The sequence below is a fragment of the Arthrobacter sp. TJ-263 genome (assembly GCF_058269155.1).
On record NZ_JBZCNE010000001.1, the window covers coordinates 619497 to 645578 of the forward strand.

The 26082-nt window shown below is 71.3% G+C and carries 27 protein-coding genes and 4 tRNA genes; 11 read left to right on the top strand and 20 right to left on the bottom strand.

What is annotated here, in order from left to right; genetic code table 11:
* The first annotated feature begins 46 nt into the window (after window positions 1-46).
* Window positions 47-1324: a PrsW family intramembrane metalloprotease gene (locus AC4D2F_RS02885; protein ID WP_490909426.1), complete on the top strand. Its 1278-nt coding sequence runs from the start codon at window positions 47-49 to the stop codon at window positions 1322-1324.
* A 191-nt stretch (window positions 1325-1515) separates the two neighbouring features.
* On the opposite strand, the gene nusB is transcribed toward AC4D2F_RS02885, so the two are convergent.
* The 13 genes from nusB to AC4D2F_RS02950 all read right to left on the bottom strand — a co-directional run bounded on the left by nusB (window position 1516) and on the right by AC4D2F_RS02950 (window position 14384).
* Window positions 1516-1926, bottom strand: coding sequence for a transcription antitermination factor NusB (nusB, locus tag AC4D2F_RS02890; RefSeq protein WP_490909427.1), 411 nt, complete (start codon window positions 1924-1926; stop codon window positions 1516-1518).
* On the bottom strand, window positions 1923-2486 hold the full coding sequence (gene efp, locus AC4D2F_RS02895) for an elongation factor P (protein WP_104050627.1): 564 nt from the start codon (window positions 2484-2486) through the stop codon (window positions 1923-1925). The genes nusB and efp overlap by 4 nt, the downstream gene beginning before the upstream one ends.
* Before the next feature lie 133 nt (window positions 2487-2619).
* Window positions 2620-3714: a 3-dehydroquinate synthase gene (aroB, locus tag AC4D2F_RS02900; protein WP_104165183.1), complete on the bottom strand. Its 1095-nt coding sequence runs from the start codon at window positions 3712-3714 to the stop codon at window positions 2620-2622.
* A complete protein-coding gene (locus AC4D2F_RS02905) occupies window positions 3704-4318 on the bottom strand; it encodes a shikimate kinase (protein WP_490909428.1) in 615 nt (204 codons plus the stop codon). Before AC4D2F_RS02905 ends, aroB begins: the two co-directional genes overlap by 11 nt.
* The gene (gene aroC / locus AC4D2F_RS02910) at window positions 4318-5526 is read right to left on the bottom strand and encodes a chorismate synthase (RefSeq protein WP_490909429.1); all 1209 of its coding nucleotides are present in this window, start codon (window positions 5524-5526) and stop codon (window positions 4318-4320) included. The genes AC4D2F_RS02905 and aroC overlap by 1 nt, the downstream gene beginning before the upstream one ends.
* Window positions 5527-5558: 32 nt before the next feature.
* Window positions 5559-6440: a shikimate dehydrogenase gene (locus tag AC4D2F_RS02915; protein WP_490909430.1), complete on the bottom strand. Its 882-nt coding sequence runs from the start codon at window positions 6438-6440 to the stop codon at window positions 5559-5561.
* Window positions 6441-7694 carry an endolytic transglycosylase MltG gene (mltG, locus tag AC4D2F_RS02920; RefSeq protein ID WP_490909431.1) on the bottom strand — a complete coding sequence of 418 codons (1254 nt, stop codon included), beginning with the start codon at window positions 7692-7694 and terminating at the stop codon, window positions 6441-6443.
* Complete coding sequence (gene ruvX, locus AC4D2F_RS02925; protein WP_490909432.1) at window positions 7691-8308, bottom strand: Holliday junction resolvase RuvX; 618 nt, start codon at window positions 8306-8308, stop codon at window positions 7691-7693. Before ruvX ends, mltG begins: the two co-directional genes overlap by 4 nt.
* Window positions 8309-8316: 8 nt before the next feature.
* Window positions 8317-10995, bottom strand: a complete 2679-nt coding sequence (gene alaS, locus AC4D2F_RS02930) for an alanine--tRNA ligase (protein ID WP_490909433.1) — start codon at window positions 10993-10995, stop codon at window positions 8317-8319.
* A gap of 167 nt (window positions 10996-11162) precedes the next feature.
* Entirely contained in the window at window positions 11163-11444 is a 282-nt protein-coding gene (locus tag AC4D2F_RS02935; RefSeq protein ID WP_258069683.1) for a hypothetical protein, read from the bottom strand.
* Between the two features lie 24 nt (window positions 11445-11468).
* Window positions 11469-11843 carry a DUF948 domain-containing protein gene (locus tag AC4D2F_RS02940; protein WP_490909434.1) on the bottom strand — a complete coding sequence of 125 codons (375 nt, stop codon included), beginning with the start codon at window positions 11841-11843 and terminating at the stop codon, window positions 11469-11471.
* A gap of 158 nt (window positions 11844-12001) precedes the next feature.
* Window positions 12002-12628 carry a 30S ribosomal protein S4 gene (gene rpsD / locus AC4D2F_RS02945; protein ID WP_043445565.1) on the bottom strand — a complete coding sequence of 209 codons (627 nt, stop codon included), beginning with the start codon at window positions 12626-12628 and terminating at the stop codon, window positions 12002-12004.
* Window positions 12629-12914: 286 nt separating this feature from the next.
* Entirely contained in the window at window positions 12915-14384 is a 1470-nt protein-coding gene (locus AC4D2F_RS02950; protein ID WP_490909435.1) for a replication-associated recombination protein A, read from the bottom strand.
* A 95-nt stretch (window positions 14385-14479) separates the two neighbouring features.
* Here AC4D2F_RS02950 and AC4D2F_RS02955 point away from each other — a divergent pair, with 95 nt between their 5' ends.
* Entirely contained in the window at window positions 14480-15187 is a 708-nt protein-coding gene (locus AC4D2F_RS02955; protein ID WP_490909436.1) for an acVLRF1 family peptidyl-tRNA hydrolase, read from the top strand.
* Between the two features lie 41 nt (window positions 15188-15228).
* Here AC4D2F_RS02955 and rpe read toward each other — a convergent pair whose 3' ends face one another.
* The 5 genes from rpe to AC4D2F_RS02980 all read right to left on the bottom strand — a co-directional run bounded on the left by rpe (window position 15229) and on the right by AC4D2F_RS02980 (window position 20022).
* Window positions 15229-15891 carry a ribulose-phosphate 3-epimerase gene (rpe, locus tag AC4D2F_RS02960; RefSeq protein WP_490909437.1) on the bottom strand — a complete coding sequence of 221 codons (663 nt, stop codon included), beginning with the start codon at window positions 15889-15891 and terminating at the stop codon, window positions 15229-15231.
* Window positions 15892-15926: 35 nt separating this feature from the next.
* A complete protein-coding gene (locus AC4D2F_RS02965; protein ID WP_490909438.1) occupies window positions 15927-17498 on the bottom strand; it encodes an RsmB/NOP family class I SAM-dependent RNA methyltransferase in 1572 nt (523 codons plus the stop codon).
* Window positions 17495-18439 carry a methionyl-tRNA formyltransferase gene (fmt, locus tag AC4D2F_RS02970; protein ID WP_490909439.1) on the bottom strand — a complete coding sequence of 315 codons (945 nt, stop codon included), beginning with the start codon at window positions 18437-18439 and terminating at the stop codon, window positions 17495-17497. The genes AC4D2F_RS02965 and fmt overlap by 4 nt, the downstream gene beginning before the upstream one ends.
* On the bottom strand, window positions 18436-19053 hold the full coding sequence (gene def / locus AC4D2F_RS02975) for a peptide deformylase (protein ID WP_104165207.1): 618 nt from the start codon (window positions 19051-19053) through the stop codon (window positions 18436-18438). Before def ends, fmt begins: the two co-directional genes overlap by 4 nt.
* Before the next feature lie 93 nt (window positions 19054-19146).
* Entirely contained in the window at window positions 19147-20022 is an 876-nt protein-coding gene (locus tag AC4D2F_RS02980; RefSeq protein WP_104165208.1) for a cytochrome, read from the bottom strand.
* A 195-nt stretch (window positions 20023-20217) separates the two neighbouring features.
* Between AC4D2F_RS02980 and AC4D2F_RS02985 the strand changes: the two genes are divergently transcribed.
* The 5 genes from AC4D2F_RS02985 to AC4D2F_RS03005 all read left to right on the top strand — a co-directional run bounded on the left by AC4D2F_RS02985 (window position 20218) and on the right by AC4D2F_RS03005 (window position 21039).
* A tRNA-Gly gene (locus tag AC4D2F_RS02985) sits at window positions 20218-20291 on the top strand.
* 52 nt (window positions 20292-20343) lie between these two features.
* Window positions 20344-20414, top strand: a tRNA-Cys gene (locus AC4D2F_RS02990).
* 33 nt (window positions 20415-20447) lie between these two features.
* Window positions 20448-20519, top strand: a tRNA-Val gene (locus tag AC4D2F_RS02995).
* Between the two features lie 29 nt (window positions 20520-20548).
* A tRNA-Gly gene (locus AC4D2F_RS03000) sits at window positions 20549-20622 on the top strand.
* Window positions 20623-20787: 165 nt separating this feature from the next.
* Entirely contained in the window at window positions 20788-21039 is a 252-nt protein-coding gene (locus AC4D2F_RS03005; RefSeq protein ID WP_104166670.1) for an antitoxin, read from the top strand.
* 101 nt (window positions 21040-21140) lie between these two features.
* On the opposite strand, the gene zapE is transcribed toward AC4D2F_RS03005, so the two are convergent.
* Complete coding sequence (gene zapE, locus AC4D2F_RS03010) at window positions 21141-22175, bottom strand: cell division protein ZapE (protein WP_490909440.1); 1035 nt, start codon at window positions 22173-22175, stop codon at window positions 21141-21143.
* Window positions 22176-22426: 251 nt separating this feature from the next.
* On the opposite strand from zapE, the gene AC4D2F_RS03015 reads away from it, so the two are divergent.
* Window positions 22427-23344: a sulfurtransferase gene (locus AC4D2F_RS03015; RefSeq protein WP_490909441.1), complete on the top strand. Its 918-nt coding sequence runs from the start codon at window positions 22427-22429 to the stop codon at window positions 23342-23344.
* Complete coding sequence (locus AC4D2F_RS03020) at window positions 23341-23781, top strand: SufE family protein (protein WP_490909442.1); 441 nt, start codon at window positions 23341-23343, stop codon at window positions 23779-23781. The genes AC4D2F_RS03015 and AC4D2F_RS03020 overlap by 4 nt, the downstream gene beginning before the upstream one ends.
* Here the strand turns inward: AC4D2F_RS03020 and AC4D2F_RS03025 are convergent.
* A complete protein-coding gene (locus AC4D2F_RS03025; protein ID WP_490909443.1) occupies window positions 23765-25033 on the bottom strand; it encodes an alpha/beta hydrolase family protein in 1269 nt (422 codons plus the stop codon). The genes AC4D2F_RS03020 and AC4D2F_RS03025 overlap by 17 nt on opposite strands.
* Window positions 25034-25130: 97 nt before the next feature.
* Here AC4D2F_RS03025 and AC4D2F_RS03030 point away from each other — a divergent pair, with 97 nt between their 5' ends.
* Complete coding sequence (locus AC4D2F_RS03030) at window positions 25131-25619, top strand: hypothetical protein (protein ID WP_490909444.1); 489 nt, start codon at window positions 25131-25133, stop codon at window positions 25617-25619.
* A 14-nt stretch (window positions 25620-25633) separates the two neighbouring features.
* Complete coding sequence (gene msrB, locus AC4D2F_RS03035) at window positions 25634-26059, top strand: peptide-methionine (R)-S-oxide reductase MsrB (protein WP_104165219.1); 426 nt, start codon at window positions 25634-25636, stop codon at window positions 26057-26059.
* Window positions 26060-26082 lie beyond the last annotated feature (23 nt).

Consider the following 26082-nt stretch of genomic DNA (forward strand, 5'->3'; position numbering starts at 1 on the left):
GCGGCTTCAAAACTACCACAGCGGCGCTTGCCCCTAGGGTTGGATCATGGCGATGAACAACCAGGGCTACGGCTCACCGGCCGGCCCCGACCGCATGCGGCAGGAGCAGCAGTGGCACGGGCGACGCGATCAGGGATGGTGGGGCGACACCACCGAGCGGCACCCCCGGGCGGCCCCGATGCGTGGTGCCGGCGACCCCTTCCACCCGGTGTGGAACCGGCCGCCGCGACGCCGCCGCGTGCTCGACGTCCTCCTCGTGCTCGTCGCGGCCCTGGTGGTCGCGGGCGTCCTCCTCGTCCTCTCGCTGTCCCTCGGGCCGTCGGCCTTCATCCTCTGCGGGATCCTCGCCCTGGTGCCGCTGGGCATCTGCCTGCTCGGGCTGCGCTGGATCGACCGGTGGGATCCCGAACCGCGCGGGGCCCTGCTCTTCGCGTTCCTGTGGGGCGCCGGCGCGTCCGTCGCCGTGACCCTGCTGCTCGGCACCTATGTGGTGGAGCTGCTGGGGGACGCGCTCACCACGACGTCCGCCGACGTGATCGGCCCGGTGCTGCAGGCCCCGCTCGTGGAGGAGTTCGCCAAGGGCCTCGGCGTGCTGATCCTCGTGTACACGCGCCGGAGCCACTTCGACGGGCCCGTGGACGGCATCGTCTACGCCGGCACCGTCGCGGCGGGCTTCGCGTTCACCGAGAACATCCTCTACTTCGGCTCCGCCGTGATGGACTCCGGCAACGCCGGCGCCCTCGTGGGGGTGTTCGTCCTGCGCGGACTGTTCTCCCCCTTCGCCCACGTGATGTTCACCGCCCTGCTCGGCTTCGTCCTGGGCTACGCGCTCACCCGCGGCGGCGGGAACGCCCGGATCCTCGGCGCCTTCGTCCTCGGGCTCCTGCCGGCGATCGCCGGGCACATGCTGTGGAACGGCGGCACCATCCTCCTGTTCGACAACTTCTTCCTCTTCTACTTCGTGGTCCAGGTGCCTCTGTTCGTCGCCGCCGTGATCGCCGTCGTCCTCCTCCGGCGCGCCGAGCAGCGCCTCACCGAGGCCCGCCTCGGCGACTACGCGCAGGCGGGGTGGTTCACGCCCGAGGAGGTGCAGATGCTCGCCACCCGGCCCGGGCGGTCACGGGCCCTCGCCTGGGCGCAGTCCGTCGGGGCGAAGGAGGACATGCGCGCGTTCATCAGGACGGGGTCGCGCATCGCGTACACGCGCCAGCGGATGCTGGGCGGACGGCGCGACGGCGACTACGTGGCCGAGGAGCGCGCCCTGCTGGCCGAGGCGTCGCAGCGGCGGGCCCGGATCTTCCAGCTGGCCTCGGCCGCCCGGTAGGCGCGGGCGCCGGTGCCGCACCGGTGCCGCCCCGGTGCACGTTCGGGGCTCGGGTGCGCAGCTGTGGTCCGTCCGACGGCGACACCCACCGCACCTGCGCACCGAAGGGCCGGGTCCGGGTCCGGGAGCACGGAAGCTCCCGGAGGCCGTCGACGGCCTGCGGGAGCTTCCGGGGGATTACGAGGGGGCGCTCAGGCGAGCAGGGTCGGCTTGAGCTGCTGCAGCCGCCCGAGGAGGCCGTTGACGAACTTCGGCGACTCGTCGGTGGAGAGCATCTTCGCGAGCTCGACGGCCTCGCTGACCGCGACGCCGTCGGGGACGTCGTCGTTGTAGAGCAGCTCCCAGCTGCCGATCCTCAGGATCATGAGGTCGACCGCCGGCATGCGGTCGAGCGTCCACCCCTGCGAGTAGGTGCTCAGGAACTCGTCGATCTCCTCCTGGCGCTCGAGGACGCCCTCGACGACGTCCACCGTGTAGTCCGCGATGACCATGTCCGTCTTCTCGCGGCGCGCACGGATGACCTCGAGGGCCGGCATGTCGCGCTGCGCGGACTCGAAGAGGATGTCCAGGGCCCGACGCCGGGCCTTACCGCGTGCGCTCACTCGTTGACGCGTCCCAGGTACTCGCCCGTGCGGGTGTCGACCTTGACCTTGGTGCCGGTGCCGAGGAACAGCGGTACCTGGATCTCGTGGCCGGTCTCGACGGTGGCGGGCTTGGTGCCGCCGGTGGAGCGGTCGCCCTGCAGGCCGGGTTCCGTGTAGGTGATCTCCAGCGTCACGGAGGCGGGCAGCTCGACGTACAGCGGGGAGCCCTCGTGCATGGCGATCGTGGCCATCTGGCTCTCGAGCATGAAGTTCGCGGCGTTGCCGACGGTCTTGCCCGGGACCGTGATCTGGTCGTAGTCCGTGGTGTCCATGAAGACGAAGTCCTCGCCGTCCTTGTACAGGTACTGGTAGTCGCGGCGGTCCACGGTGGCCGTCTCGATCTTCAGGCCGGCGTTGAAGGTCTTGTCGACCACCTTGCCGGAGAGGATGTTGCGGAGCTTGGTGCGGACGAAGGCGCCACCCTTGCCGGGCTTGACGTGCTGGAATTCGAGGACGTTCCAGAGGTTGCCTTCGAGCTTCAGAACAGTGCCGTTCTTGATGTCGTTCGTGGTCGCCACAGATTCACTTTCGTCGGGTTCTCGGATGGATCGGCCGGCCGGGGCACAGCGGGCGCGCGGAGGCGCGCCAAAAGTCCAGAGACCAGTCTACCCCGTGCGCCACGGGGACCCCGCGGAGGCGGTCAGGGAGGGGTCAGGACGCGATCTCCTGGTAGGCCGCGAAGAGCAATGAGGTGTCGGGGACCTCGAGCATGCCCGGCTTGCCGATGCCGTCCAGCACCACGAAGCGGAGGAGGTCGCCGCGGGACTTCTTGTCGCGGCGCATCCCGTCCAGCAGCGAGGCCCAGCGGTCACGCCGGTAGGTGACCGGCAGGCCGAGGGACTCGAGGATGCTCTTGTGGCGGTCGGCGTCCGCGTCGCTGAGCCGTCCGACCATCCGCGAGAGTTCCGCGGCGAACACGAGGCCCACCGAGACCGCCGCGCCGTGGCGCCACGAGTACCGTTCGGCGAGCTCGATGGCGTGGGCGAGGGTGTGGCCGTAGTTCAGGTACTCGCGGCGGCCCGAATCCCGCAGGTCCTCGGAGACGATGTCCGCCTTCACGCGGATGGCACGCTCCACGAGGTCCCGCAGCACGGGCGAGGCCGCGTCCGTCGCGGCGGCCTGGTCCTGCTCGATCAGGTCGAGGATGACCGGGTCCGCGATGAACCCGCACTTGACCACTTCGGCCAGTCCGGTCACGAGCTCGTTCTTCGGCAGCGTGCCCAGCGCGTCGAGGTCCACCAGGACGGCGGCCGGCGGGTGGAAGGCTCCTACGAGATTCTTGCCCTCGGCGGTGTTGATGCCGGTCTTCCCGCCGACGGCGGCGTCCACCATGCCGAGCAGGCTCGTGGGCAGGTGCACCACGCGGACCCCGCGCAGCCAGGTCGCCGCGACGAATCCGCCCAGGTCGGTCACCGATCCCCCGCCGACGGTGACCACGGCGTCCGAGCGCGTGAAGTCGTTCTGGCCGAGGACCTGCCAGCAGAAGGCGGCCACCTGGATGTGCTTGCCCTCCTCCGCGTCGGGGATCTCCGCGGTCACGGCGGTGAAGCCGGCGTCGGCGAGCTCGTCGCGGACGGTGTCACCGGTCGCACGCAGCGCCCGCGGGTGGATCACCAGGACGCGCCGCACGCGCTCCCCGAGGATCGCGGGCAGCCGCCCGAGGAGTCCGCGGCCGACGACGACGTCGTACGCGTCGCCGGGCGTGCTCCCGGTGACCGGGATGATGGTGGGGGTCTCAGTGTCCATGGGGTGTCGTCCCGCTCTCGTGGTCCAGGTGGTGTGTCGAGTCGTGTGTCGAGTCGTGTGTCGTCGGGGCGCTGTCGCTGCGCGGACCGTCGCTGCCGTGCAGGGCCGGCAGGGCCCGGAGCACCGCCGCGGTGACCGCGCGGACGGAGAGGCCACGGGTGTCGACGACGGCGGTGGCCAGCGCGGCGTAGACGGGCCGCCGCTCGTCGTAGAGCTCCTGCCATCGTTCCGCCGGCCGCCCGGCCAGCAGCGGCCTGCCGGAATCCGCGCCGATGCGCGGGAGTACGGCCGCGAGGTCGGTGTCCAGGAACACGACCGTGGTGTCCTGCAGCAGCTCCCGCGTCTGCGGGTGGAGGACGGCCCCGCCGCCCAGGGAGACGACGGCGTCCTCGGCGAGGGCCGTCCGGACGACGTCCGCCTCGATGGCACGGAAGGCCTCCTCGCCCCGGCGGGCGAAGATCCGGGCGATGCTGCCGTGCCGCTCGACGATCACCCGGTCCGTGTCGATGAACCGCGCGCCGATCCGCTCGGCGAGCATCCTGCCCACCGCCGATTTGCCGACCGCCATGGGGCCCACGAGGACGACGGGACGATCCCGCTGCATCAGGCCCCGGCGGAGTCCAGGAACTCCGGGATGTTCTCGAGGTAGCTGCGCAGGTTGCGGGCGGTCTCGGCCAGGGAGTCGCCGCCGAACTTCTCGGTGACCGCCTCCGCGAGCACGAGGGCCGTCATCGCCTCGGCGACCACGCCGGCTGCGGGGACGGCGCACACGTCCGAGCGCTGGTGGTGCGCACGGGCGGCGGCGCCGGTGCTGACGTCGACGGTCCTCAGCGCCCGGGGCACGGTGGCGATGGGCTTCATCGCGGCGCGGACGCGGAGCGTGTCCCCGATGCTCATGCCACCCTCGATCCCGCCGGCGCGGTTGCTGGCCCGGACGATCTTGCCCTCCTCGTTGCGCACGATCTCGTCGTGGGCCGCGGTGCCGCGCCGCGCGGCGGTGTCGAAGCCGTCGCCGACCTCCACGCCCTTGATGGCCTGGATACCCATCAGGGCCGCGGCCAGGCGTGAATCGAGCCGGCGGTCCCAGTGGACGTAGCTGCCGAGGCCCGGCGGGAGTCCGTAGGCGACCACCTCGACGACACCGCCGAGGGTCTCGCCCTCCTTGTGGGCGGCGTCGACCTCCGCGACCATCGCATCCGAGGTGTCCCGGTGAAAGCAGCGCAGCGGATCGGTGTCGAGGGCGATGACGTCGCCCGGCGTCGGCAGGACGGCGTCCTCCGGCACCGAGACGTATCCGACGGCCACGGTGTGGCTGACGAGGCGGATCCCGAGGCCTTCGAGGAACTTCGCGGCGACGGCGCCGAGCGCCACCCGGGTCGCCGTCTCGCGGGCGCTGGCGCGTTCCAGGACGGGACGGGCCTCGTCGAAGCCGTACTTCTGCATGCCGGTGAAGTCGGCGTGCCCGGGGCGCGGCCGGGTCAGGGGGGCGTTGCGGGCCGAATCGGCGAGCTCCGCGGCGTCCTGCTCCCCCAGCGGGTCGGCGGACATGATCTGCTCCCACTTGGGCCATTCGGTGTTCGCCACCTCGATGGCGACGGGGCCGCCCTGGGTCAGCCCGTGCCGGACGCCGCCCATGATGCGCACCTGGTCCCGCTCGAACTTCATGCGGGCACCACGCCCGTACCCGAGCCGGCGACGTGCCAGCGCGTCCTGGATATCGCTGCTCGTGATACCCACCCCCGCGGGCATGCCCTCGATGATGCCGACCACGGCGGGGCCGTGCGATTCTCCTGCCGTCAACCAACGCAACATGGCTTCCATACTGCCATGCGGCGCAGTCCACCTCAGCGCCGGATGCCACCCACTGCGTCATACATCACGCGCAGGACGCCGGAGCGGTCCCCACCGGCCCCGGGGAAGAACAGTGCCACCTGCTCGACGGCCTGGTGGATCAGCATGTCGAGGCCGGGCACGATGCGCCCGCCGGCCTCATGCCAGGCCGCCGCGAGCCGGCTCGGCCAGGGGTCGTAGGCGACGTCGAGCAGCGTCCCGCCGGTGCGGAAGCCGGCCTGCGCCGTGAGCTCCCGGGCGAGCGGGTCCGCGGCGCGCGGCGGCAGGGTCGAGATGACGACGTCGGACGCCGGCACCACCTCGGCCGCCAGCGACCACGGGACGAGGGCGACCTCCACGCCGAGGGCCGCACCGATGCGCGGGAGGTCCGCCGCGGCTGCGGGACGGCGGACGAGCACGGACACCGCGTCGGCCCCCAGCTGCGCCAGTCCGGCCACGGCGGCGGCGGCGGTGCCTCCGCCGCCCAGGACGACGGCGCGTCGTGGCGTCACGACGCCGGCCGCCGCGAGGGCGTGGGCCACCCCGGCGACGTCGGTATTGTGGCCGGTGAGCGTCGGGTGGGGACCGTCGCCGACGACGACCGTGTTGACGACGCCGAGGACGGACGCCGGCGCCGTCGTGACGTCGACCAGCCGTGCGATCGCGCCCTTGAGGGGCATCGTCACTGACAATCCGCGCCACGCGCCGTCGGCACGCACGTCGTCGACGAACGCACCGATGCGCGCCTCATCGACGTCGATCGCGGAGTAGGAGCAGTCGATGCCGAGCGCCCGGTACGCCGCCCTGTGCAGCAGGGGGGACTTCGTGTGCGCGATCGGCGAACCGATCACGGCGGCCCGGGATCCCCGGGCCGCGGTGGTCCCGGCCGGTACCACCTACTGGCACCGTCCGGGATTGTCGCCGCACCAGGCGTCGTACTCGGCGACGTAGCGCAGGTGCTCGGCGTAGGTCTCCGAGAACTTGGTCTCCCCCGTGTCGAGGTCGACCGTCACCCAGAAGTAGAACGGGACGTCCGCGGGATTGACGGTCGCGTCGATCGCCTCGTCGCTCGGAGAGCCGATCGGCCCCTTCGGGAGTCCCGGGTTGGCGTACGTGTTGTACGGGTTGGAGGTGTCGTTCTTCTCCTCCTCCGTCAGCTGATAGGTGCGCGTCCCGAGCCCGTAGGTCACCGTCGCGTCCGACTGGATCAGCCCGTTGGTCTCCGTGTTGCCCGGCGTCAGCCTGTTGTAGATGGACCCGGCGACCGTGGCGTAGTCGCCTTCCTGCGCTTCCGCCTGCACGATGCTCGCCACGGTCAGGATCTCGTACTGCTCGTCCGGGTCGGTGACGCCGTCCTGGGTGAGCCGGTCGGTCGTCGCCGTGATCAGCTCGGTGACGATGTCCGTGGCGGTCGCCTCGACGTCGAAGCGGTACTCGCCCGGGTGCAGGTACCCCTCGAGGGAGAGTGCCTGGGCCGGGAGCCCGAACTGCGCCGGGTCCTCGGCGAGGGCGTCGAACTCCGCACGCGGGATGCCCGTGGACTCGCTCAGGATGTCGAAGACTTCGCCCTGCCGCAGGTCGCGGGCGATCGCGGCGTAGGAGACCATCGTCGGGTCCTCGCCGAGAAGCGCCTCGGCGGCGGCGGCGGACGACATCTGCAGGCGCATCTCGTACTCGCCGGGCTGGACCTCACGGCCTTCCGCGATGGCGCCCAGCGCCTCCACGAACGTCCCGGAGTCCGCGACGATGTCGGCGGTCTCCAGTCCGGTCCCGATCGCCAGCGCACCGGCGCCCTCGGGGACGGTGAAGACCGTCTCCTCACCGCCCGGGCCCGCGTAGTCCGTGACCTCGTTCAGGCCGAGGGCGTCGCGCAGCATGAGGGCGGCACCGTACACGGTGCCGGCGAACAGTGCGAGGACCACGAGCATGACGACGGTGCGGCGGATGCGGCGGCGCCGCTTCGCCTTCGAGGGCTGCCGCTTGCTGCCGTGGCGTGGCATTTCCTGCGCCACGAAGAACTCCTCGACGGGCTCGGGATGGGCGTAGGAGTCCTCGTGGGCCTCGTCGTAGTAGCCGTCGTCGGGGTGGTCTGCAGAGTGGTCCGCCGCATCGTCTGCGGCGCCCTGGGGTGCGGAATGGCGGTCGCTCACGACTCGGATTCCCTCCTGCTGGGCGAACTGTGTCTGATGACTGGCTCCTCTGTAGGGGTCAGCAGCGGGCCCTGGGCACCCGTCGCTGCTCGCACAGGAACCGGATCGCCCACATCCCGTCCACGTGAACGTTGCGTGTCGATGGCGTGCTGGAGTATTTCGACGGCAGCCACCTGATCTACCACCTTACGATGATCACGGCTGCCGAGACCAGCGGCACGCAGCGAACGGTGGGCCGACACGGTGCTCAGCCTCTCGTCCACGAGGCGTACCGGTACCGGATAGGACTGCCGGGCGAGTTCCTCCACGAGGAGGGCGGCGTACTCCCGCGCCATCTCCGCGGACGCGCCTTCCCGTCCGCTGAGGTTCTTCGGGAGTCCCACGATGATCTGCACGACGCCACGCTCGACGGCGTCCCTGACGAGGATCCGGACGTCGCTGTTCTTCCGCGCGTCGCGCTTCAGCGTGCGGATCGGCGTGGCGATGAGGCCGTCGCGATCGCACCCGGCGAGGCCCACACGGACCTGCCCGACGTCGACGCCGAGTTTCGGGCCGAAGGGGTAGGGGGGGCCCTCGGGAGTGCCCGACGCCGCTCCTCCGCCGTTCTCCTCCACGGGGGCCGTCAGCGCTCCGCCACCGCTGTGCGGATCGCCGCCAGCGCGTCGGGGATGCGCGTGGGGTCCGAACCGCCGCCCTGCGCCACGTCGTCCTTGCCGCCGCCGCCGCCGCCGAGGATCTTCGCGGCGGTCCGCACGAGGGCACCGGCCTTGACCCCGGCGGCCCGCGCCGCCTCGTTGGTCGCGACCAGGACGAGCGGGCGGTTCTGCGCGACGCCGGTCGCAGCGACCACGGCGGGCTCGGACCCGAGGCGGCCGCGCAGGTCCAGCACGAGGGTCCTCAGTTCGTCCGCGCCGCCGATCTCGCCGGCGTCGTGCGCGACCAGGCGCACGCCGTCGACGTCCACCGCGGTGTCGACGAGCGACCCCGCGGCGAGGGCGAGCTGCTCCCGGCGGAGCCGGTCCAGTTCCTTCTCCGCGGCCTTGAGCTTGCTGAGGGTGGCCGACAGGCGTTCGGGCAGCTGGGCCGAGGGCACCTTCAGCATGTCGGAGAGCTCGGTGACGAGCGCCCGCTCGGCGGCGAGGTGCCGGAACGCGTCCAGCCCCACGAGGGCCTCGATGCGGCGGTTGCCCGAGCCGACGGACTGCTCGCCGAGCAGCGTCAGGCTGCCGATGAGCGACGTCGAGGGCACGTGCGTGCCTCCGCACAGTTCGCGGGAGAACTCGGCGTTCATCTCGACCACGCGCACCGTATCCCCGTAGGCCTCGCCGAACAGCGCGGTGGCGCCGAGCGCCTTCGCGTCCGCGAGGGACATGATCCTGGTCTCGACCTCGTAGTTGTTGCGGATCGCGATGTTCGAGACCTCCTCGATCTCCGAACGGGCGCCGGCACTGATGCCCTCACCCCAGGAGAAGTCGAACCGCAGGTAGCCGGCCTTGTTGAAGGAGCCGCGCTGCAGCGCCTCGGGGCCGAGGATCTCGTGGAGGGCCGCGTGGACGATGTGCGTGCCCGAGTGCGCCTGCTCCCCCGCGTGGCGGCGCCGGCGGTCGACGGCGGCCGTCACCACGGCACCCTGGAACACCTCGCCCTCGCGCACGACGGCGCGGTGGACGCTCAGGCCCTTGACGGGACGCTGGACGTCGAGCACCTCGACCACGAAGCCGTCGCCCGTGACGAGTCCGACGTCGGCCGCCTGCCCTCCGGCCTCGGCGTAGAACGGGGTCTGGTCGAGGACGAGTTCGATCTCGCTCCCCTGGAGGGCGCTCGGGACGGACTGGCCGTGGTCCAGGACGGCGACGATCGTGGCCTCCGAGGTCAGCTCGTCGTAGCCCGTGAAGACGGTCTGGCCGCGGCCGAGGAGTTCGGTGAACACGGAGAGGTCGGCGTGGCCGGCCTTCTTGCCGCGGGCGTCGGCCTGGGCGCGCTGGCGCTGCTCGAGCATGAGCGAGCGGAAACCCTCGGCGTCGACGGCGAGCCCGGCCTCCTCGGCCATCTCGAGCGTCAGGTCGATGGGGAACCCGTAGGTGTCGTGGAGCGTGAAGGCGTCCTGGCCCGACAGGGGACGCTCCTCGGAGAGGGATTCCCGTACGGCCTCCTCGAGGCGTGCGGTGCCCGACGCGATGGTGCGCAGGAACGCCTTCTCCTCGGCGTAGGCGATCCGGCTGATGCGCTCGAAGTCGGCGTCGACCTCCGGGTAGACGCCCTTCATGGCGTCCCGCGAGGCGGGGAGCAGCTCGGGCAGGCAGGCCTTCTCGACGCCGAGGAGCCGCATGGCGCGGACCGCGCGGCGGATGAGCCGGCGCAGCACGTAGCCCCGGCCCTCGTTGGAGGGGGTCACGCCGTCGGTGATGAGCATGAGCGAGGAGCGGATGTGATCGGCGACCACCCGGAGGCGGACGTCGTCGGTGTGGTGCGGGTCCTGCGGGGACTCGGAGCTGGTGTACGTCTTCCCGCTGAGCGCCGCGGCGCGGTCCAGGACGGGACGCACCTGGTCCGTCTCGTACATGTTCTCGACGCCCTGCAGGATCATCGCGAGGCGCTCGAGCCCGAGGCCCGTGTCGATGTTCTTCTTGGGCAGCTCGCCGAGGATCTCGAAGTCGTCCTTGCCGGTGCCCTCGCCGCGCTGGTACTGCATGAAGACGAGGTTCCAGATCTCCACGTACCGGTCGTCGTCGGCCTCCGGGCCGCCCTCCGCGCCGTAGGCGGGCCCGCGGTCGTAGAAGATCTCCGAGCAGGGACCGGCGGGGCCGGGCTGGCCGGTGGACCAGTAGTTGTCCTTCTTGCCCATCTTCTGGATGCGCCCGGCCGGGACGCCGATCGCGTCGCGCCAGATCTCCAGCGCCTCGTCGTCCTCGTGGTACACCGTGATCCACAGCTTCTCGGCGGGCAGGCCGAACCCGCCGTCGGCGACGTCGCTGGTCAGCAGCTCCCACGCCATGCGGATGGCATCGGCCTTGAAGTAGTCCCCGAAGGAGAAGTTGCCGCACATCTGGAAGAAGGTCCCGTGCCGGGCGGTCTTGCCGACCTCCTCGATGTCGCCGGTGCGGATGCACTTCTGGACGCTCGTCGCACGGCTGTACGGAGGTGTCTCGCGGGCGGTCAGGTACGGGATGAACGGCACCATCCCGGCGACCGTGAACAGGAGGGACGGGTCTGAGGAAATCAGCGACGCCGAGGGCACGACCGTGTGCCCGTTCTTCTCGAAGTAGCTCAGCCAGCGGCCGGCGATCTCGTGGGACTTCATGGGGTCAGATCCTTCAGTGGGTGGTCCGGGCGCCCGGACGGGAAGTGGGACCCGGCGCGGTCGCGCGGGTCGCGGTCGGAGGCGGGGTCCGCCCTGCCGCTCGATCGCACGGACCGGCAGGGCACGACGACGGCGGACGGACTCCCCGGCGCCGGCAGTACTTCGTCCTAGCGGAGGGAGCGGCGCGTCGCGGGGACCGCGTCCGCGGCGGCGTCCCTGGCGGCGGCAGCCTCGGGTGCCGGCACGCCGAGGGCGGAGCGGAGGTCGTCCTCCCGCTCGGTCATGGCCGAGCGCAGGGCATCGGCGAAGTCGGCGATGCTGTCGCTGATCTGCCCGACCGCCCGGTTCAGGCCCTCGGGGCCGAGGTTGGCCTTGGCCTGGGTCACCTTGCGCACCGCGACCACGCCGATCGTGATGCCGGCTGCCAGCCAGAATGCTCGTCTGATCATTGTTGTCTCCGGTTCGTCGTTGGGTTAGCGGCTGCGGCGTCGGCGTGCGGGTGAGGTCCGGCCGGCGAAGGCCGAGCGGACGCCGTAGGAGAACGCCGAGACCTTGATGAGCGGGGAGCCGACGGTGGCGGCGATCAGCGAGGACAGCGCGGAGATGTTCGCCGACGCGTCGGAGACGTTCGAGGTGATCCCGTCCACCGTCTTCAGCTGCCGGTGCGTGGTGCTCACGGTGCTCGTGACCTCTTCGATCAGCGGCGTCGTCTCGTCGGTGACGGTACGGATGGCCGTGCGGAGCTCGTCGAACACGCGTCCGAGCTTCCAGATCGGGACGGCCAGCAGCAGGACCAGGACGGCGAACACGCCCGCGGCTATCAGGCCAGCAATATCTCCACCTGACATGGGCGGTCTCCTTTACGCATGGGGGCACCGCCGGAAGGGGCGGGAGGGAATTTCGTGCTCCTAGTACCTTACAGAACGAAGAGCCCGCGGCGGGTGCCGCGGGCTCTTCGGCCACGCTTGTCGTTCAGGACCGCGGGGGGACCCGCGGACGTCGACGTCTAGCGTGCGTAGTACTCGACGACGAGCTGCTCTTCGCAGGTCACGGGGACCTCGGAGCGCTTCGGGCGACGCACGAGGCGCGCCTGGAGCTTGTCGAGCTGGACGTCCAGGTAGCCGGGGACGGCGGGGAGGACGTCGCGGTGCGCACCTGCGGCGGCAACCTGCAGGGGGACCATGGTCTCGCTGCGGCTGTGCACGTGGATGAGCTGGCCTTCGGCCACCCGGAACGACGGGCGATCGACGCGGGCACCGTCGACCATGATGTGGCGGTGGACGATGAGCTGACGGGCCTGGGCGCTCGTCCGGGCGAACCCGGCACGGAGCACGAGGGCGTCGAGACGCATCTCGAGCAGTTCGATCAGGTTCTCACCGGTCAGGCCCGAGGTACGGCGCGCTTCCTCGAAGACGCGCGCCATCTGCGCCTCGCGGATGTTGTACTGGGCGCGCAGGCGCTGCTTTTCGCGCAGGCGGACGGCGTAGTCGCTGTCCTGCTTGCGGCGCGCGCGACCGTGCTGGCCCGGCGCGTACGGCCGACGCTCGAGGTACTTCTCGGCCTTGGGAGTCAGGGCGATGCCGAGGGCACGCGAGATGCGGACCTTCCGGCGGGCACGTGTGTTGTTAGCCACGTCTACCTTTCGATGTTTTTGCGGCGAAGAAGCGGACCTGCGCCACGGGGGCGTCCGCACTTCCGGTGTCGCTGGCCTCCACTTGCGGAGAGCCGGGATTGGCCGCTTCCCGGTACTACAGTCCGCCGCGACCCTGGCCTGCCACCCGCACGCAGCAGCAGGAACCTGCTGCAGGGCGCGGGGGAAGGCTGGTACACGACGACTTGCCAGTCAGCGTCCAATGCTAGCAGCGCGAGCGCCGGCGGACCGAATCCCGTCGACCCGACCGCCGTACGGGGTCCCGTCCTCACTTGCCGCGGATGATCTGTCGGAGTCGCGACAGCCGGGAGCCGATGTCCCGTTCGACTCCCCGGTCCGTCGGCTCGTAGTAGTTCCGGCCCACCAGATCATCCGGCGCGTACTGCTGCAGCGCGATGCCGTGCGGCTCGTCGTGGGAGTAGACGTAGCCCTTCCCGTGACCGAGCTGGGAGGCGCCGGGGTAGTGCGCGTCCCGCAGGTGCGCCGGGATGCCCTGGCCCCGACCCGCACGCACATCCGCGATGGCGGCGTTGATGCCGTTGTAGGCGGCGTTCGACTTCGGCGCGGTCGCGATGTGCACCACTGCCTCGGCGAGGATGATCCGGGCCTCGGGCATGCCGACGAGCTGCACGGCCTGGGCCGCGGCGACCGCCGTCTGCAGCGCCGTCGGGTCCGCCATCCCCACGTCCTCCGACGCCGAGATCATCAGCCGACGGGCGATGAACCGCGGGTCCTCGCCGGCCTCGAGCATCTTCGCCACGTAGTGCAGGGCGGCGTCGACGTCGGATCCGCGCAGGGACTTGATGAACGCACTGGCGACGTCGTAGTGCTGGTCGCCCGCGCGGTCGTACCGCAGGGCGGCGACGTCGACGGCCTTCTCCGCGTGCTGCAGCGTGACCGGCACGGGCAGGACCTCCCGCCCCTCCTGGTCGTCGTCGTCCTCGTCGTCGGCGGGCGAGCCGGGCCGCCCGTGCTCGCCCGCCGGGGCATCGCGCTCGGACTGCGCGACGCCGGCGGCCGCCTCCAGGGCGGTCAGGCCGCGCCGTGCGTCGCCCGCGGCCAGGCGCACGAGATGCTCGAGGGCCTCCTCCGACAGCTCGACCGTCCCGGCGAGTCCGCGGTCGTCGCCGACGGCCCGCTGGAGCAGGCCCCGGATGTCCGCCTCGTCGAGGGGGCGCAGGGTCTGCAGGAGCGACCTCGAGAGGAGGGGCGACACGACCGAGAAGGACGGGTTCTCCGTGGTGGCCGCGATGAGGACCACCCAGCCGTTCTCCACCCCGGGCAGCAGGGCATCCTGCTGGGCCTTGTTGAAGCGATGGATCTCGTCGAGGAACAGGACCGTGGTCTGCCGGTACAGGTCGCGGGAGGTTAGGGCGTCGTCCATGACGCGGCGCACGTCCTTGACGCCGGCGGTGATGGCGGACAGTTCCACGAACTTCCGGCCCTGGCCGCGTGCGATCACGTGGGCGAGCGTCGTCTTGCCCGTCCCGGGCGGGCCCCACAGGATCACGGACGACGGCGCGGCGTGGGCGCCGGGATCGTGCTCCCCCGCGAGCGTCCGCAGCGGCGATCCCCGGCCCAGCAGGTGCTGCTGGCCGACGACCTCGTCCAGGCTGCGTGGTCGCATCCTCACGGCGAGCGGGCTGCGCGGCCGCAGGCCCGCCGAACCGCGCGTGCCGCCGGCGGGAGCGTCGTCCGACTCGTCGTCGTCGGCCGCGGCACTGAATAGATCATTCACGGCCCCAACGTTACTGTGGGCCACTGACGCGCAGCACCCGCCGAGGCCCCTCCCGACGGATGGCGGCCGGTCGCCCACGTCGCGAGAGGAAGCCGATGTCCCCCAGCAGGTCCGTCCTCGTCGAGGCCGAGCGCCTCGAGGGGTGGCTCGCACGCTTCGAGGTCCGCAACGGCCCCTTCGGCGCGGAGGCCGTCCCGGGCCGCGCGGACGGCTCGGTCACCGTGACCGCTGCGAACGGCTGCATCGCGGTCCTGACCCCGCCCCTGCCGCCGGGCACACTCCCGTGCCCCGTACCGGGCCCTGCATCGAGCCCGGTATCCGATGGGCCGGTGGAGAGCGCAGGGCTCGTCGCGGACCTGCTCTCCGCGGTCGACCCGGCCGGCACGGTGGGGATCCTGCTCATCCGGCGCGGCGGCTACTCCGTGGGCGTCGCGCGGAACGGCGGGATCGTGTCCTCGAAGACGGGCACGCGCTACGTCCAGGGCCGGACGGCAGCGGGCGGCTGGTCCCAGCAGCGGTTCGCGCGGCGACGGGCCAACCAGGCCGATGCCCTCGTGGAGGAGACCGCGGCCCGCGCCGCCGTCCTCTTCGGAGCCCACCCGCCGTCGTGCCTGCAGCTCGGCGGCGACAGGACCCTGGCGACGAGTGCCCTCGGCGAGCCCGTCCTCTCACGGTTCGCGGGCCTCCCGCAGGTCCCGTTCCTCACGGTGCCGGATCCCCGCTTCGCTGTCCTCAAGGAAGCGGCACGCACCGCCCTGTCCGTCCGGATCACGGTGACCGACCCGCCCGCCGAAACCACCTGATCGGGAGCATGACACCGACCGCGACGCCGTCGGGCGGCGCCTCAGCCCTCCCGGACCGCTGCCGCCCGGAGCGCGGTGATCGCGGCAGCGGCGTCGTCCGCCCCGTAGACCGAGGAACCGGCCACGAAGACCGTGGCCCCCGCGTCGGCGGCGCGCAGGATCGTCTCCTCCGTGATGCCCCCGTCCACCTGGATGGCGAGCGGCCGGTCCGCACCCCGGACGGCCTCGGCGGCGCGGCGGATCTTCGGCAGGGTCAGGTCCAGGAAGGACTGCCCGCCGAACCCCGGCTCCACCGTCATCACGAGCAGCAGGTCGAGCTCACCCAGCATGTCCAGGTAGGGCTCCACGGGCGTGGCCGGCCGCAGCGCCATGCCGGCCTTCGCGCCGGCATCCCGCAGCTCCCGCGCCAGCCTGACCGGTGCAGCCGCGGCTTCCGCGTGGAACGTCACCGACGCGGCACCGGCTTCCGCGTAGGCGGGCGCCCAGCGATCGGCGTCCTCGATCATGAGATGCACGTCGAGCGGCAGCGGGCTGACCGCCTGGATCCTCCGGACCACCGGCAGTCCGAGCGTCAGGTTCGGCACGAAGTGGTTGTCCATGACGTCCACGTGCACGGCGTCGGCCGACGCGATGCGCTGCAGTTCGGCCTCCAGGTTCACGAAGTCCGCCGAGAGGATGCTCGGATTTATACGGGGATGCGTCACTGCCGTTCCCTTTCGTTGCCTCTGCCCTGACGTCCTCAGGGATTCTTGCGGATCAGCGCGAGGTACATCGCGTCCGTGCCGTGCACGTGGGGCCAGAGCTGCGCGCTCGTCCCGTGCCCGGCATCGAGCGCTCCCCCGACGCTCACGGCGTCGAGCGCGGCTCCCGCGTCGAGGCGCTCGAAGCCGGGGCGCTTGCGCAGGCAGTCGTCGACGACGGCGTCCGTCTCCGCGTGGTGCGGCGAGCAGGTCACGTAGGCCACGACCCCGCCGGGGGCGACGGCGTCCAGGGCGGAGGTGAGCAGCTCACGCTGCAGGGGCGCCAGGCCCACGAGGTCCGAGGGCTTCCGGCGCCAGCGTGACTCGGGACGGCGGCGCAGGGCGCCCAGGCCCGTGCAGGGCGCGTCGACGAGCACGCGGTCGTAGCCCTCCGGCTGCTCCCGCCCGACGTCGCGCCCGTCCCCCACGCGGACGGTCCAGGAGTCCTCCGGCAGGGGCCGCAGCGCCTGCCTCACCAGCTGGGCCCGGTGCGGGACCGGTTCGTTCGCGGTCAGGTGCACGCCGTCGTCGAGTCCGATCGCCGCCAGCAGGGCGGTCTTCCCGCCGGGGCCCGCACACAGGTCCAGCCACTGCTCGGGGCCGTCCGGCCGGCGTCCGTGGAGGTCGACGGCGGCCAGGGCCCGCGCCACGAGCTGCGATCCCGTGTCCTGCACGCGAAGGGTGCCCGCGGCGATGCCGGGGAGCCTGCTGACGTCGCCGCCCGAGTAGGAGGCCGATCCCGGGGCCAGCCGGCCCGGCTCCGCCCCCTCCTCGAGGGCGTCGTCGAGCGTGCCGAGCCCCGGCAGGGCGACGAGGTGGACCACGGGCGCCGCATTGTCGGCGGCCAGGAGGGCATCGATCTCCGAGACGTCCCGGCCGTGGGCCACGAGCGCCTGGCGCATCGCGCGGACGATCCACTCGGGGTGGCTGTAGGTCAGGGCTGCGATGGCGGTCGGGTCCGTCAGGTCCTCGACGAGGACGGCGATCCAGCCGTCCAGGTCATGTGCCGTGACCTTGCGGAGCACGGCGTTCACGAGCGAGGAGGGTCCCGCGCCGATCACGGCGCGGACGAGGCCCACGGTCTGGTCCAGCGCCGCGTGGGCAGGAACCCGCATCGCCAGGAGCTGGTGCACGCCGAGCCTCAGGGCGTCCAAGACGGCAGGGTCGAGCTGGTCCAGCGGACGGTCGACGCAGCGGGCCAGCACGGCGTCGTAGGTGCCCTGCCCGCGCAGGGCTCCGTAGGTGAGCTCCGTCGCGAAGCCCGCGTCGCGACGGTCGAGGCGGTGCCGGCGGATGCTGGTCGGCAGGACGAGGTTCGCGTAGGCGTCCTCGCCGGCGACGGCGCGCAGGACCTCGAACGCGACGAGGCGTGCGGGGTCCGCGCGGCGGGTGCGCTGGGATGGCGCGGCCTGGGAGAACTGCCGGTCGCCGCCTCGGTTCCGTTCCCGGCCCTGGTCGTCGCGACGCCGGGTGCCACCTCCCTGACCGGTACCCTGACCCTTGCCCGCGGCGCCCCGGCTGCGCTCACCGCGCCCGCCGGATCCCCTGTTCGTTCCTCCGGTCGTACTCACTCGAACACCAGCTCTCCGCGCGTCGCCGCGCCCCGGGCCCAGTCGAGGGCTCTCATCATCTTCTTCCCGGCCGGCTGCAGGTCCCCGAGGACCAGCGCGTGGGTGCCTGTCCCCACCAGGACCTGCCGGCCGACGACGTCGATCCGGCCCGGCGGGACGGTGGGCCGCCCGCCGTCCGCGAGTCGTTCATCGCCGCCCGGTGGGGTGACGGGTCCGAGCTTCACCCGCTGCCCGTCGAGCGTGCTCCACGCCCCGGGTTCGGGGGTCACGGCATTGATACGGCGGCGCACGGCGACGGCCGGCTGCGACCAGTCGATCCGCGCGTCGTCGATCGTGAGCTTGGGGGCGAGGCTGGCCTCACCCGTCTGGGGGGTCGCCGTGACCCGGCCCGCCTCGAGACCGGAGAGCGTCTGCACGAGCAGGACCGCGCCGCTGTGGGACAGGCGGTCGAGGACCTCGCCGCTCGTGGCGCCGGGGTCGAGCGTCTCCGTCATCACGCCGAAGACGGGTCCGGTGTCGAGACCCTCCTCGAGGAGGAACGTGCTCGCACCCGTGACGTCGTCCCCTGCGAGGACCGCGTGCTGCACGGGCGCGGCACCCCGCCAGGCCGGGAGGACCGAGAAATGAAGGTTGATCCAGCCGTGCCGCGGGACGGCCAGTCCTGCCGGCGGGACGATGCCGCCGTACGCGACGATCGCCGCGGCATCGAGGCCGAGGGCACCGAGCTGCGTGATCAGTTCCGGGGTGAAGCGGTTCGCCTTCAGGACGGGCAGCCCGAGTTCCTCGGCGACGGCGGCGACCGGGCTCGGCGTCAGGACCTTCCGGCGTCCCACGGGTGCATCGACCCGCGTGAGGACCGCGGCGACGTCGAAGCCCGCGTCCACGAGCGCCCGCAACGACGGCACGGCGACCCCGGGCGTCCCCGCGAAGAGGATCCTCATCGGGCGGTCCGGTCCGCGGCGCCGGCGCGCCGACCGGCCACCGGCGTCACCGGCGTCGGGGGGCGGGTGAAGCTCGATCCGAGGGACCGTGAGCGCTCCACCGCCGTCCGTGAGGTGACCTGGTTGTAGTCGCCACTCCGGATGGCCCTGAGCGCATTCTTCCGGTCCTCGCCCGCGAGCCGGTCGATGTACAGCGTCCCGCGGAGGTGGTCGGTCTCGTGCTGGAAGGCGCGCGCGAGCATGCCCGTGCCCTCCACCGCGACGTCCGCTCCGGATACGTCCTTGCCCGTGACGCGCGCCCAGTCGGACCGGTCGACGAAGCTCCCGAGGCCGGGCACGGAGAGGCAACCCTCGACGTCGGACTCCCCCTGGGAGGCGCCGCCGACCTCGAGCACAGGGTTCACCACGTGCCCCTGGACGCCGTCCACCCGGTAGGTGAAGACCTGGAGTCCGATGCCGACCTGCGGCGCCGCGAGCCCGGCCCCCTGCACGTCGATCATCGTCTCGGTCATGTCCTCGACCAGTCGAGCGAGGTCGGGCCCGAACTCGGTGACCTCCGCGGCGGGGGTGCGGAGGATCGGATCGCCGATCATGCGGATACTCAGGACGGCCATCGGTGCTCTGTTCCTCGCTTCGGTCACTTCGGATGCTTCGGAGTCCCCGTCAATCCTAGTGCCGCGCGGTCGCGGCCGGGATCAGGCTGTACCTCAGGCGGGCAGGGCGGGTTCGGCGGGGACGGACCGGCTGGGCGGCGGACCGAGCGGCAGGAGCGCGCGCCCCGCCTCCTCGGCGTCGAGCCCCGCTTCCCACGCCCGGCGGAGTGCGCAGAACCGCAGCCAGTGGTTCTTCAGCACGGACGGGTTGGCCCTCATGGCCCGCACCTCGGTCTGGCCCACGGCCACCCCGAGGAGCAGCGGCTGGTCCCCGTGCGCCCACGGCCGCCATTCGCCCTTCCGGGGGTCGACGAGGGACTCCTCCGCCTTCATGCCCGCCACGAGCTGCATCACCACCTTGTCGTCCAGCGCCTTCACGAAACCGTCGCGGTCGGTGTTCTTGGTCTTGTAGTCGATCAGGCACGTACGTCCACCGATCGTCGCGACGAGGTCCAGGGTTCCCGCATAGCCGAGTTCGCTGTTCCAGACCGTCAGCTCGGGCTCCACGGGACGGACGTCGTAGAGGTCCCACCACTCGTCGAACCGCTGCGCGAAACCGCCCTCGCCCTGCTCCTCGAGGGCGAGGCGGGCTGCGTCGAGCTCGTCGGGACGCCCGAGGGCTCGCAGCGCCACCTGTTCGCAGTAGTGGTGCACCCGCGTGCCGCGCAGGGCGGCCTCGTCGCGATAGCGCTCCGCGGCCGACGCGGCCTCCCGGACGGCGGTGCGCAGCTCCGAGGCGTTCCCCAGGGCTGCCGGCAGGCGGGGGTCCCGCGAGAGGGCACTGGCGGCCATGTGGCCGTACCAGCCGCCGAGGGAGGTGGGGAGCTGCGAGATGACGGTGGTGATGGACGGGACGGCGGGCTGCTCCGACGTGGAGCGGGCGTACATCCGGCCGTGCGGTGTCGCGTGGGCGAGGAGCGGGGCGGTCATGACTCCAGTCTCTCAGGTGGCTCCGACACGTCCGGTGACGGCCCGGACCGGTCCGGGCCGCTCCCCCGCCGGGACGGCGCCCCTGCCGATTGGACGAACCCCCGAACGTCCTATAGAGTTTTCTCTCGTTGGAAAACGAAGAAACACCGCGAAATGTACGGCATCGAGCGGAGGTTTCGGGTTTGTTCTTCTTTTGCGGACGTAGCTCAGCTGGCTAGAGCACCACCTTGCCAAGGTGGATGTCGCGGGTTCGAATCCCGTCGTCCGCTCGCAAGTCCCTGTATGGCCGGATCCGTCCGGTGGTCGGAGAGATCCGATCATGGTGGGGTGGCCGAGAGGCGAGGCAGCGGCCTGCAAAGCCGTATACGCGGGTTCGAATCCCGTCCCCACCTCGGTGCAGAACGAGCAGAAACACCCATGGCAATGGGCGATTGGCGCAGCGGTAGCGCGCTTCCCTGACACGGAAGAGGTCACTGGTTCGATCCCAGTATCGCCCACTACGGCGCCCCTTCGGGGGCGCTTTTTTGCGGACGTAGCTCAGCTGGCTAGAGCACCACCTTGCCAAGGTGGATGTCGCGGGTTCGAATCCCGTCGTCCGCTCTCAGGCCGGTTGTCGGCCCTGGCCCGGTCCTGGCGAGGACCGGGCTTTTTTTGTGCTCCGCCGTCGGCGAACCGGCCGCTCCCCGTTCCCCTCTCCTTCCGGTCCTGACCTATGCTGGGTGCAGCGGAAACGGACTGCGTTTCCACGACCGAAAGGAGGTGTCCGTGGGTTTATTTGACGGGCTCAAGGGCAAGGCCGGCACCCTCGCGGGTAAGGCGACCGAACTGATTGGCGACAATTCCGACAAGGTGAAGAACGGCATCGGGAAGGCTGGCGGCTTCGTCGACAGCAGGACCCATGGCAAGTACTCACGCCACATCAACGGAGTGCAGACGAAGGCTTCGGAGATGGTCGACAAGGTCGACAAGAAGGACGGCAAGGGCGGCTTCGGCCCCACCTCCCCGCCGGCCGTGTAGTACCCAGCCTGGCAATGAGGAAGCGCCGGTCCCGCCGAGAGGCGGTACCGGCGCTTCTTGCGTCGAGGCCCTGACCGGTCGGCCCGTCGGCCCGTCCGGGGCTAGGACGCCACGTCGCTGCCCTGTCGCGCAAGGGCCGTCAGGCGGGAGACCGCGCGGTAGTACTTCTTCATGTAGCCGCCGTGCATCATCTCCTCGGTGAAGAGGTGATCGAAGGTCGTGCCGCTCGCCATGATGGGCACGTCGCGGTCGTACAGCCGGTCCGCGAGGACCACGAAGCGCAGCGCGACCGCCTGTTCCGTGATCGTCTCCACGTTGTGCCAGGCGACGGCGTCGATGCCGTCCAGCATCTGCCGGTAACGGCTGGGGTGCACGTCCGAGAGATGCCGGAGCAGATCCCCGAACTCGTCCTCGGCGAGGACCCCGCCCGCGTAGGATGCGACCCTCTCGCGCAGACCGGCGTCGTCCATCGCGTCGGGGGCCTGCGGCAGGCCGCGGTGGCGGAAGTCCTCACCGTCGATGCGGGCCACGTCGAACTGGTCGGCGAGCACCTGGATCTCCCGCTGGAAGTCCTGGGCGGCGAACCGCCCGTCCCCCAGGGACCCCGGCAGGGTGTTGGACGTCGCGGCGAGCTTGACCCCGGCGTCCGCGAGCTCGCGCATCAGCCGTGACATCAGGACGGTGTCGCCCGGATCGTCGAGTTCGAATTCGTCGATGCAGACCAGGCTGTAGCTGCTCAGCGCATCGACGGTCTTGCGGAAACTGAGCGCCCCGACCAGGTTCGTGTACTCGACGAACGTCCCGAAGGCCTTCGGCCCGGACGACGCGTGCCACAGGGATGCCAGGAGGTGGGTCTTGCCCACGCCGAAACCGCCGTCGAGGTAGATACCCGCCCGCGTCTCGGTCTTCTTCCCTCCGCCGAACAGCTTGCGGAGGCCCGACGGCTTCGGCTCGTCCACGGAGGACGCGAAGTCGCGCAGCTTCGAGACCGCGGCCGCCTGCGACGGCTGTTGCGGATCCGGACGGTAGGTGTCGAAGGACACCTCACCGAAGCGGGGTGACGGGTAGAAGCCGCCCAGCAACTCATCGACGGAGACCCTGGGGCTGCGCTCTGTGAGGTGTTCGATGACTGGCACGGACGTGGACCGCTTTCTCTCTCCGGCTGGTGGTGGCGGCGGCACGCCCGCAGGGTGCCGTTCCGCAACGCAAGACTACGGCACCCCCGTCCGCGTGATGCCCCCGGGGCCCGCACCCGACGGCCCTTGACGCGCGGCCGTCCCGGAAGCATTTGCCCGGCCGCGTCGTTAGGCTAGTGGAAACCACGCCCGCCCGTCCTCAGGACGTCGCGGTCGTGCCCGGACAGCTGACAGCTACGCGAAAGGCCGCAATGACCCTGGCTCCCGATCCGCAGGACAAGTTCGCCGAGTACGCCCACCCCGAGCGGCTCGTCTCGACCGACTGGCTCACCGCGAACCTCGGCGCTGAGGGGCTCGTCGTCGTCGAGTCGGACGAGGACGTCCTGCTGTACGAGACGGGTCACATCCCCGGGGCCGTGAAGGTCGACTGGCACACGGAGCTCAACGACGAGGTGACGCGGGACTACATCGACGGTGAGGGCTTCGCACGCCTGATGGCGTCCAAGGGCATCTCGCGGGATTCCACCGTGGTCGTCTATGGCGACAAGAGCAACTGGTGGGCCGCCTACGCGCTCTGGGTCTTCACGCTCTTCGGCCACGAGGACGTCCGCCTGCTCGACGGCGGCCGGGACAAGTGGGTGGCGGAGGACCGTCCGCTGACCACGGACAAGCCCGGGATCACTGCTGTCGACTACCCGATCGTGGACCGTGACGACGCCACGATCCGCGCCTATCTCAGCGATGTGCTCGACCACCTGGGCAACCCGCTGATCGACGTCCGTTCCGGCGACGAGTACACGGGTGCCCGCACCACCATGCCGGCCTACCCGGAGGAGGGTGCCCTGCGCGGCGGCCACATCCCCACCGCCCGCTCCGTGCCGTGGGCGCGGGCCGCCGCCCCGGACGGGACCTTCCGTTCCCGCGCCGAACTGGACGCCATCTACCGGGACGAGGCGGGGCTGCAGGACGGCGACGACGTCGTGGCGTACTGCCGGATCGGGGAGCGCTCGAGCCACACCTGGTTCGTCCTCACGCACCTGCTCGGCTTCGACAGGGTCCGCAACTACGACGGCTCGTGGACCGAGTGGGGCAACGCCGTCCGCGTGCCCATCGTCCGCGGCACCGAGCCCGGCGAGCTGCCGGCCGGATCGCGGACGTCGGCACGATGACCGCGGAGACCGTCCCGGCGAAACTCGCCGAGATCATCGACGACTTCCAGGCCCTGTCCGAGCCGGACCGCCTGCAGCTCCTCCTCGAGTTCTCCACCGGGCTCCCGGGGCTGCCCGAGCGGTACAGCGACCACCCCGAGCTGCTCGAGCAGGTGGTCGAGTGCCAGAGCCCGCTGTTCCTCACCATGGAGATCGGCGGTGGACCGGAGCGGCCCGTCCACCTCTTCTTCTCGGCGCCCCGGGAGGCCCCGACGACGCGCGGGTTCGCCGGCGTCCTACTCGAGGGGCTCGACGGCCTACCGGCCGCCGAGGTCCTCGCGGTGCCGGACGACGTCCCCGACCGCCTCGGCCTCACCCGCGCCATCACTCCCCTGCGGATGCGCGGCATGTCCGCGATGCTGGGGCGGATCAAACGGAAGATCAGGGACGCTCAGTAGCCGCCGGGTCGGGCATCTTCCCGCCGGGGAGGGTCCGGCCGAACAGGAGGCCGTCCAACCAGCGTTCGACGACGGACTCCCACCGCTGCGGATCCACGTTCCATTCCTTCGTGTGCCGGGCCCGGTGGAACCGCTCGAGCGTGACGAAGGCAGGATTCTTCGCCGCGAGCTCGGCCGAAGCGCCGATGGGGACGAACTCGTCGTCCTCGCTGTGGAGAATCAGGGTGGGCAGGGTCAGCTGCTCCGCACGCGTGATCCAGTCCATGCTCTTGAGGTCCAGCGGGGCGGCGAGGCCCGTGATCCTCCGCGCACGTTCGCTTGCCAGGAGGTACTGGCCGAGCCGCCCCACGGGGGCGGGGATCCGGTTGAGGGCGGCGTGGTGGGCGAGCACCTCCATCCAGTTGATCACCGGCCCGTCCAGGACGAGCGCGGTGATCCGGCTGCGGTGGCGTGAGAGGTCCGCGGTCTGCAGGACGATCGCCCCGCCCATCGACCACCCGAAGAGCACCACGTCGCGGGCGCCGTGCGTCATCGCGAAGTCGATGGCGGCGTCGACGTCGTGCCATTCCGTCATGCCCAGGCCGTAGCGGCCGTCCGGTGCCGCGGGGGCTTCGCCGTCGTTCCGGTAGGAGATGACCAGACTGGTCATGCCCAGGCGTCGGGCCGGAGCGAGCGCGCGCAACGCCTCCGCACGCGTGGCGCCGCGGCCGTGCACCATGATCGCCCAGGTGCCGGACGGTGCCTCGGCGCGGACCAGCCAGGCGGGGGCGGCCCCGCCCTCGACGGGGATGTGCACCTCCTCGTCCGCGAAGCCCACCGCGGACGGCGAGGGGTAGACGGCGCCGCTCCACCAGCCGCGCGTGGCCGCGGCGAGGTCGCCCGCGTCCACCCTGTCGACGCAGCGTTCCACGGTGCCCTCACGGGGGACGTAGGACCGGATGGCACCGATGCGGGCATGGCCGGCCCCACGGTCGAAGTAGAGGCTGTAGGTCCCCTCCACGGTCGTGTCGTCGGTGGCGGGGAGGATGACCGTCTGGTTCCCGGCGGATCCGACGACGGCGAGGATGTCGAGGTTCTCGTCGCGGGCGCGCGCCGGCGTGACGACCTGCCGCGCGAAATACACCGCGAGTCCGGAGACGGCTCCGGCCGCGGAGGATGCGACGGCCGCCCCCGCGCCCACGCCGAGCGCTGTCCACTTGAGCCACGGTGCGGTCCCCTGCTGCGCGGCGGCCGGCGGCGTCATCGATGTCATGGTTCCATTTCTACCCTGCGGCGCCGAGGGTCGTCGATTCACAGCCGCCGCGGGTCCCCCTCGGATGGCGAGCAGGACCGCGCAGTACAGTGGCGCCATGACCCAGACAATCCTCGTGCTGAGCGAAGAAGCACTGACCGGCCCGGATCTCCGCAACCTGCAGACCCTGCGCGGAGAGGACGAACTGGTGGAGATCGTCGTCCTGATCCCCGAGGACGCGAACGAATCGGTGCTGGGAGAGTTCTTCCGCCACCTGAGCCTGTTCGAGGTGGGCGAGGCGTTCCGCACCTTCTCCGCAGACGACCGCCGCCACGACGAGGCCACGGCCCGCGAGGCCCTCGAGACCTCGCTGCAGCTGCTCCTGGACGAGGGCTTCACGGCCCGCGGGCGGACGACGAGCGAGAATCCCGTGGACGCCATGATCCAGGAGGCGAAGGCGAGCGGAGCCGCCCAGGCGGTGGTCATCACCCGCCCCCACGCCGTGGCGGACACCTTCCACACCGACTGGGCCAGCAAGGCCCAGGCTAAGCTCGGCATCGCCGTGCTGCACCTGTACTCGGGGTCGGGATTTATTGGTGACTCGTAGGCGTTGCAGAGGCTATGACCACTGAACGTGAGAGCTACCGGCCAGAGATCGAGAAGTCCGACGACGAATGGCGGCAGGAGCTGACTCCCCAGGAGTTCCAGGTCCTGCGGAACGCCGGCACCGAGCGCCCGTACACGGGCGAGTACTACGACGCCAAGACGGCGGGCACCTACGAGTGCAGGGCCTGCGGTGCCGAACTGTTCACGAGCAACGAGAAGTTCGACTCGCACTGCGGGTGGCCCTCCTTCTGGGCACCGCTCGCGGAAGGCACCGTCCGTTACCTGCACGACCGCTCGCTCGGCATGGAGCGCATCGAGGTGCGGTGCACCCGCTGCGACTCGCACCTCGGGCACCTGTTCAAGGGCGAGGGCTTCGACACGCCGACCGACCAGCGCTTCTGCATCAACTCCATCTCCATGAAGCTGGTTCCCGCCGAGTAGCCACCCGGGCGCCCTGGTGCGCG

Coding starts and splice junctions, on each gene's coding strand:
- AC4D2F_RS02885 (WP_490909426.1), top strand. CDS start 47: ATGGCGATGAACAACCAGGGCTACGGCTCACCGGCCGGCCCCGACCGC.
- aroB (WP_104165183.1), bottom strand. CDS start 3,714: ATGGACACTGAGACCCCCACCATCATCCCGGTCACCGGGAGCACGCCC.
- AC4D2F_RS02905 (WP_490909428.1), bottom strand. CDS start 4,318: ATGCAGCGGGATCGTCCCGTCGTCCTCGTGGGCCCCATGGCGGTCGGC.
- aroC (WP_490909429.1), bottom strand. CDS start 5,526: ATGTTGCGTTGGTTGACGGCAGGAGAATCGCACGGCCCCGCCGTGGTC.
- alaS (WP_490909433.1), bottom strand. CDS start 10,995: ATGAAGTCCCACGAGATCGCCGGCCGCTGGCTGAGCTACTTCGAGAAG.
- AC4D2F_RS02935 (WP_258069683.1), bottom strand. CDS start 11,444: ATGATCAGACGAGCATTCTGGCTGGCAGCCGGCATCACGATCGGCGTG.
- AC4D2F_RS02940 (WP_490909434.1), bottom strand. CDS start 11,843: ATGTCAGGTGGAGATATTGCTGGCCTGATAGCCGCGGGCGTGTTCGCC.
- AC4D2F_RS02955 (WP_490909436.1), top strand. CDS start 14,480: ATGTCCCCCAGCAGGTCCGTCCTCGTCGAGGCCGAGCGCCTCGAGGGG.
- fmt (WP_490909439.1), bottom strand. CDS start 18,439: ATGAGGATCCTCTTCGCGGGGACGCCCGGGGTCGCCGTGCCGTCGTTG.
- def (WP_104165207.1), bottom strand. CDS start 19,053: ATGGCCGTCCTGAGTATCCGCATGATCGGCGATCCGATCCTCCGCACC.
- AC4D2F_RS02980 (WP_104165208.1), bottom strand. CDS start 20,022: ATGACCGCCCCGCTCCTCGCCCACGCGACACCGCACGGCCGGATGTAC.
- AC4D2F_RS03015 (WP_490909441.1), top strand. CDS start 22,427: ATGACCCTGGCTCCCGATCCGCAGGACAAGTTCGCCGAGTACGCCCAC.
- AC4D2F_RS03020 (WP_490909442.1), top strand. CDS start 23,341: ATGACCGCGGAGACCGTCCCGGCGAAACTCGCCGAGATCATCGACGAC.
- AC4D2F_RS03025 (WP_490909443.1), bottom strand. CDS start 25,033: ATGACATCGATGACGCCGCCGGCCGCCGCGCAGCAGGGGACCGCACCG.
- AC4D2F_RS03030 (WP_490909444.1), top strand. CDS start 25,131: ATGACCCAGACAATCCTCGTGCTGAGCGAAGAAGCACTGACCGGCCCG.
- msrB (WP_104165219.1), top strand. CDS start 25,634: ATGACCACTGAACGTGAGAGCTACCGGCCAGAGATCGAGAAGTCCGAC.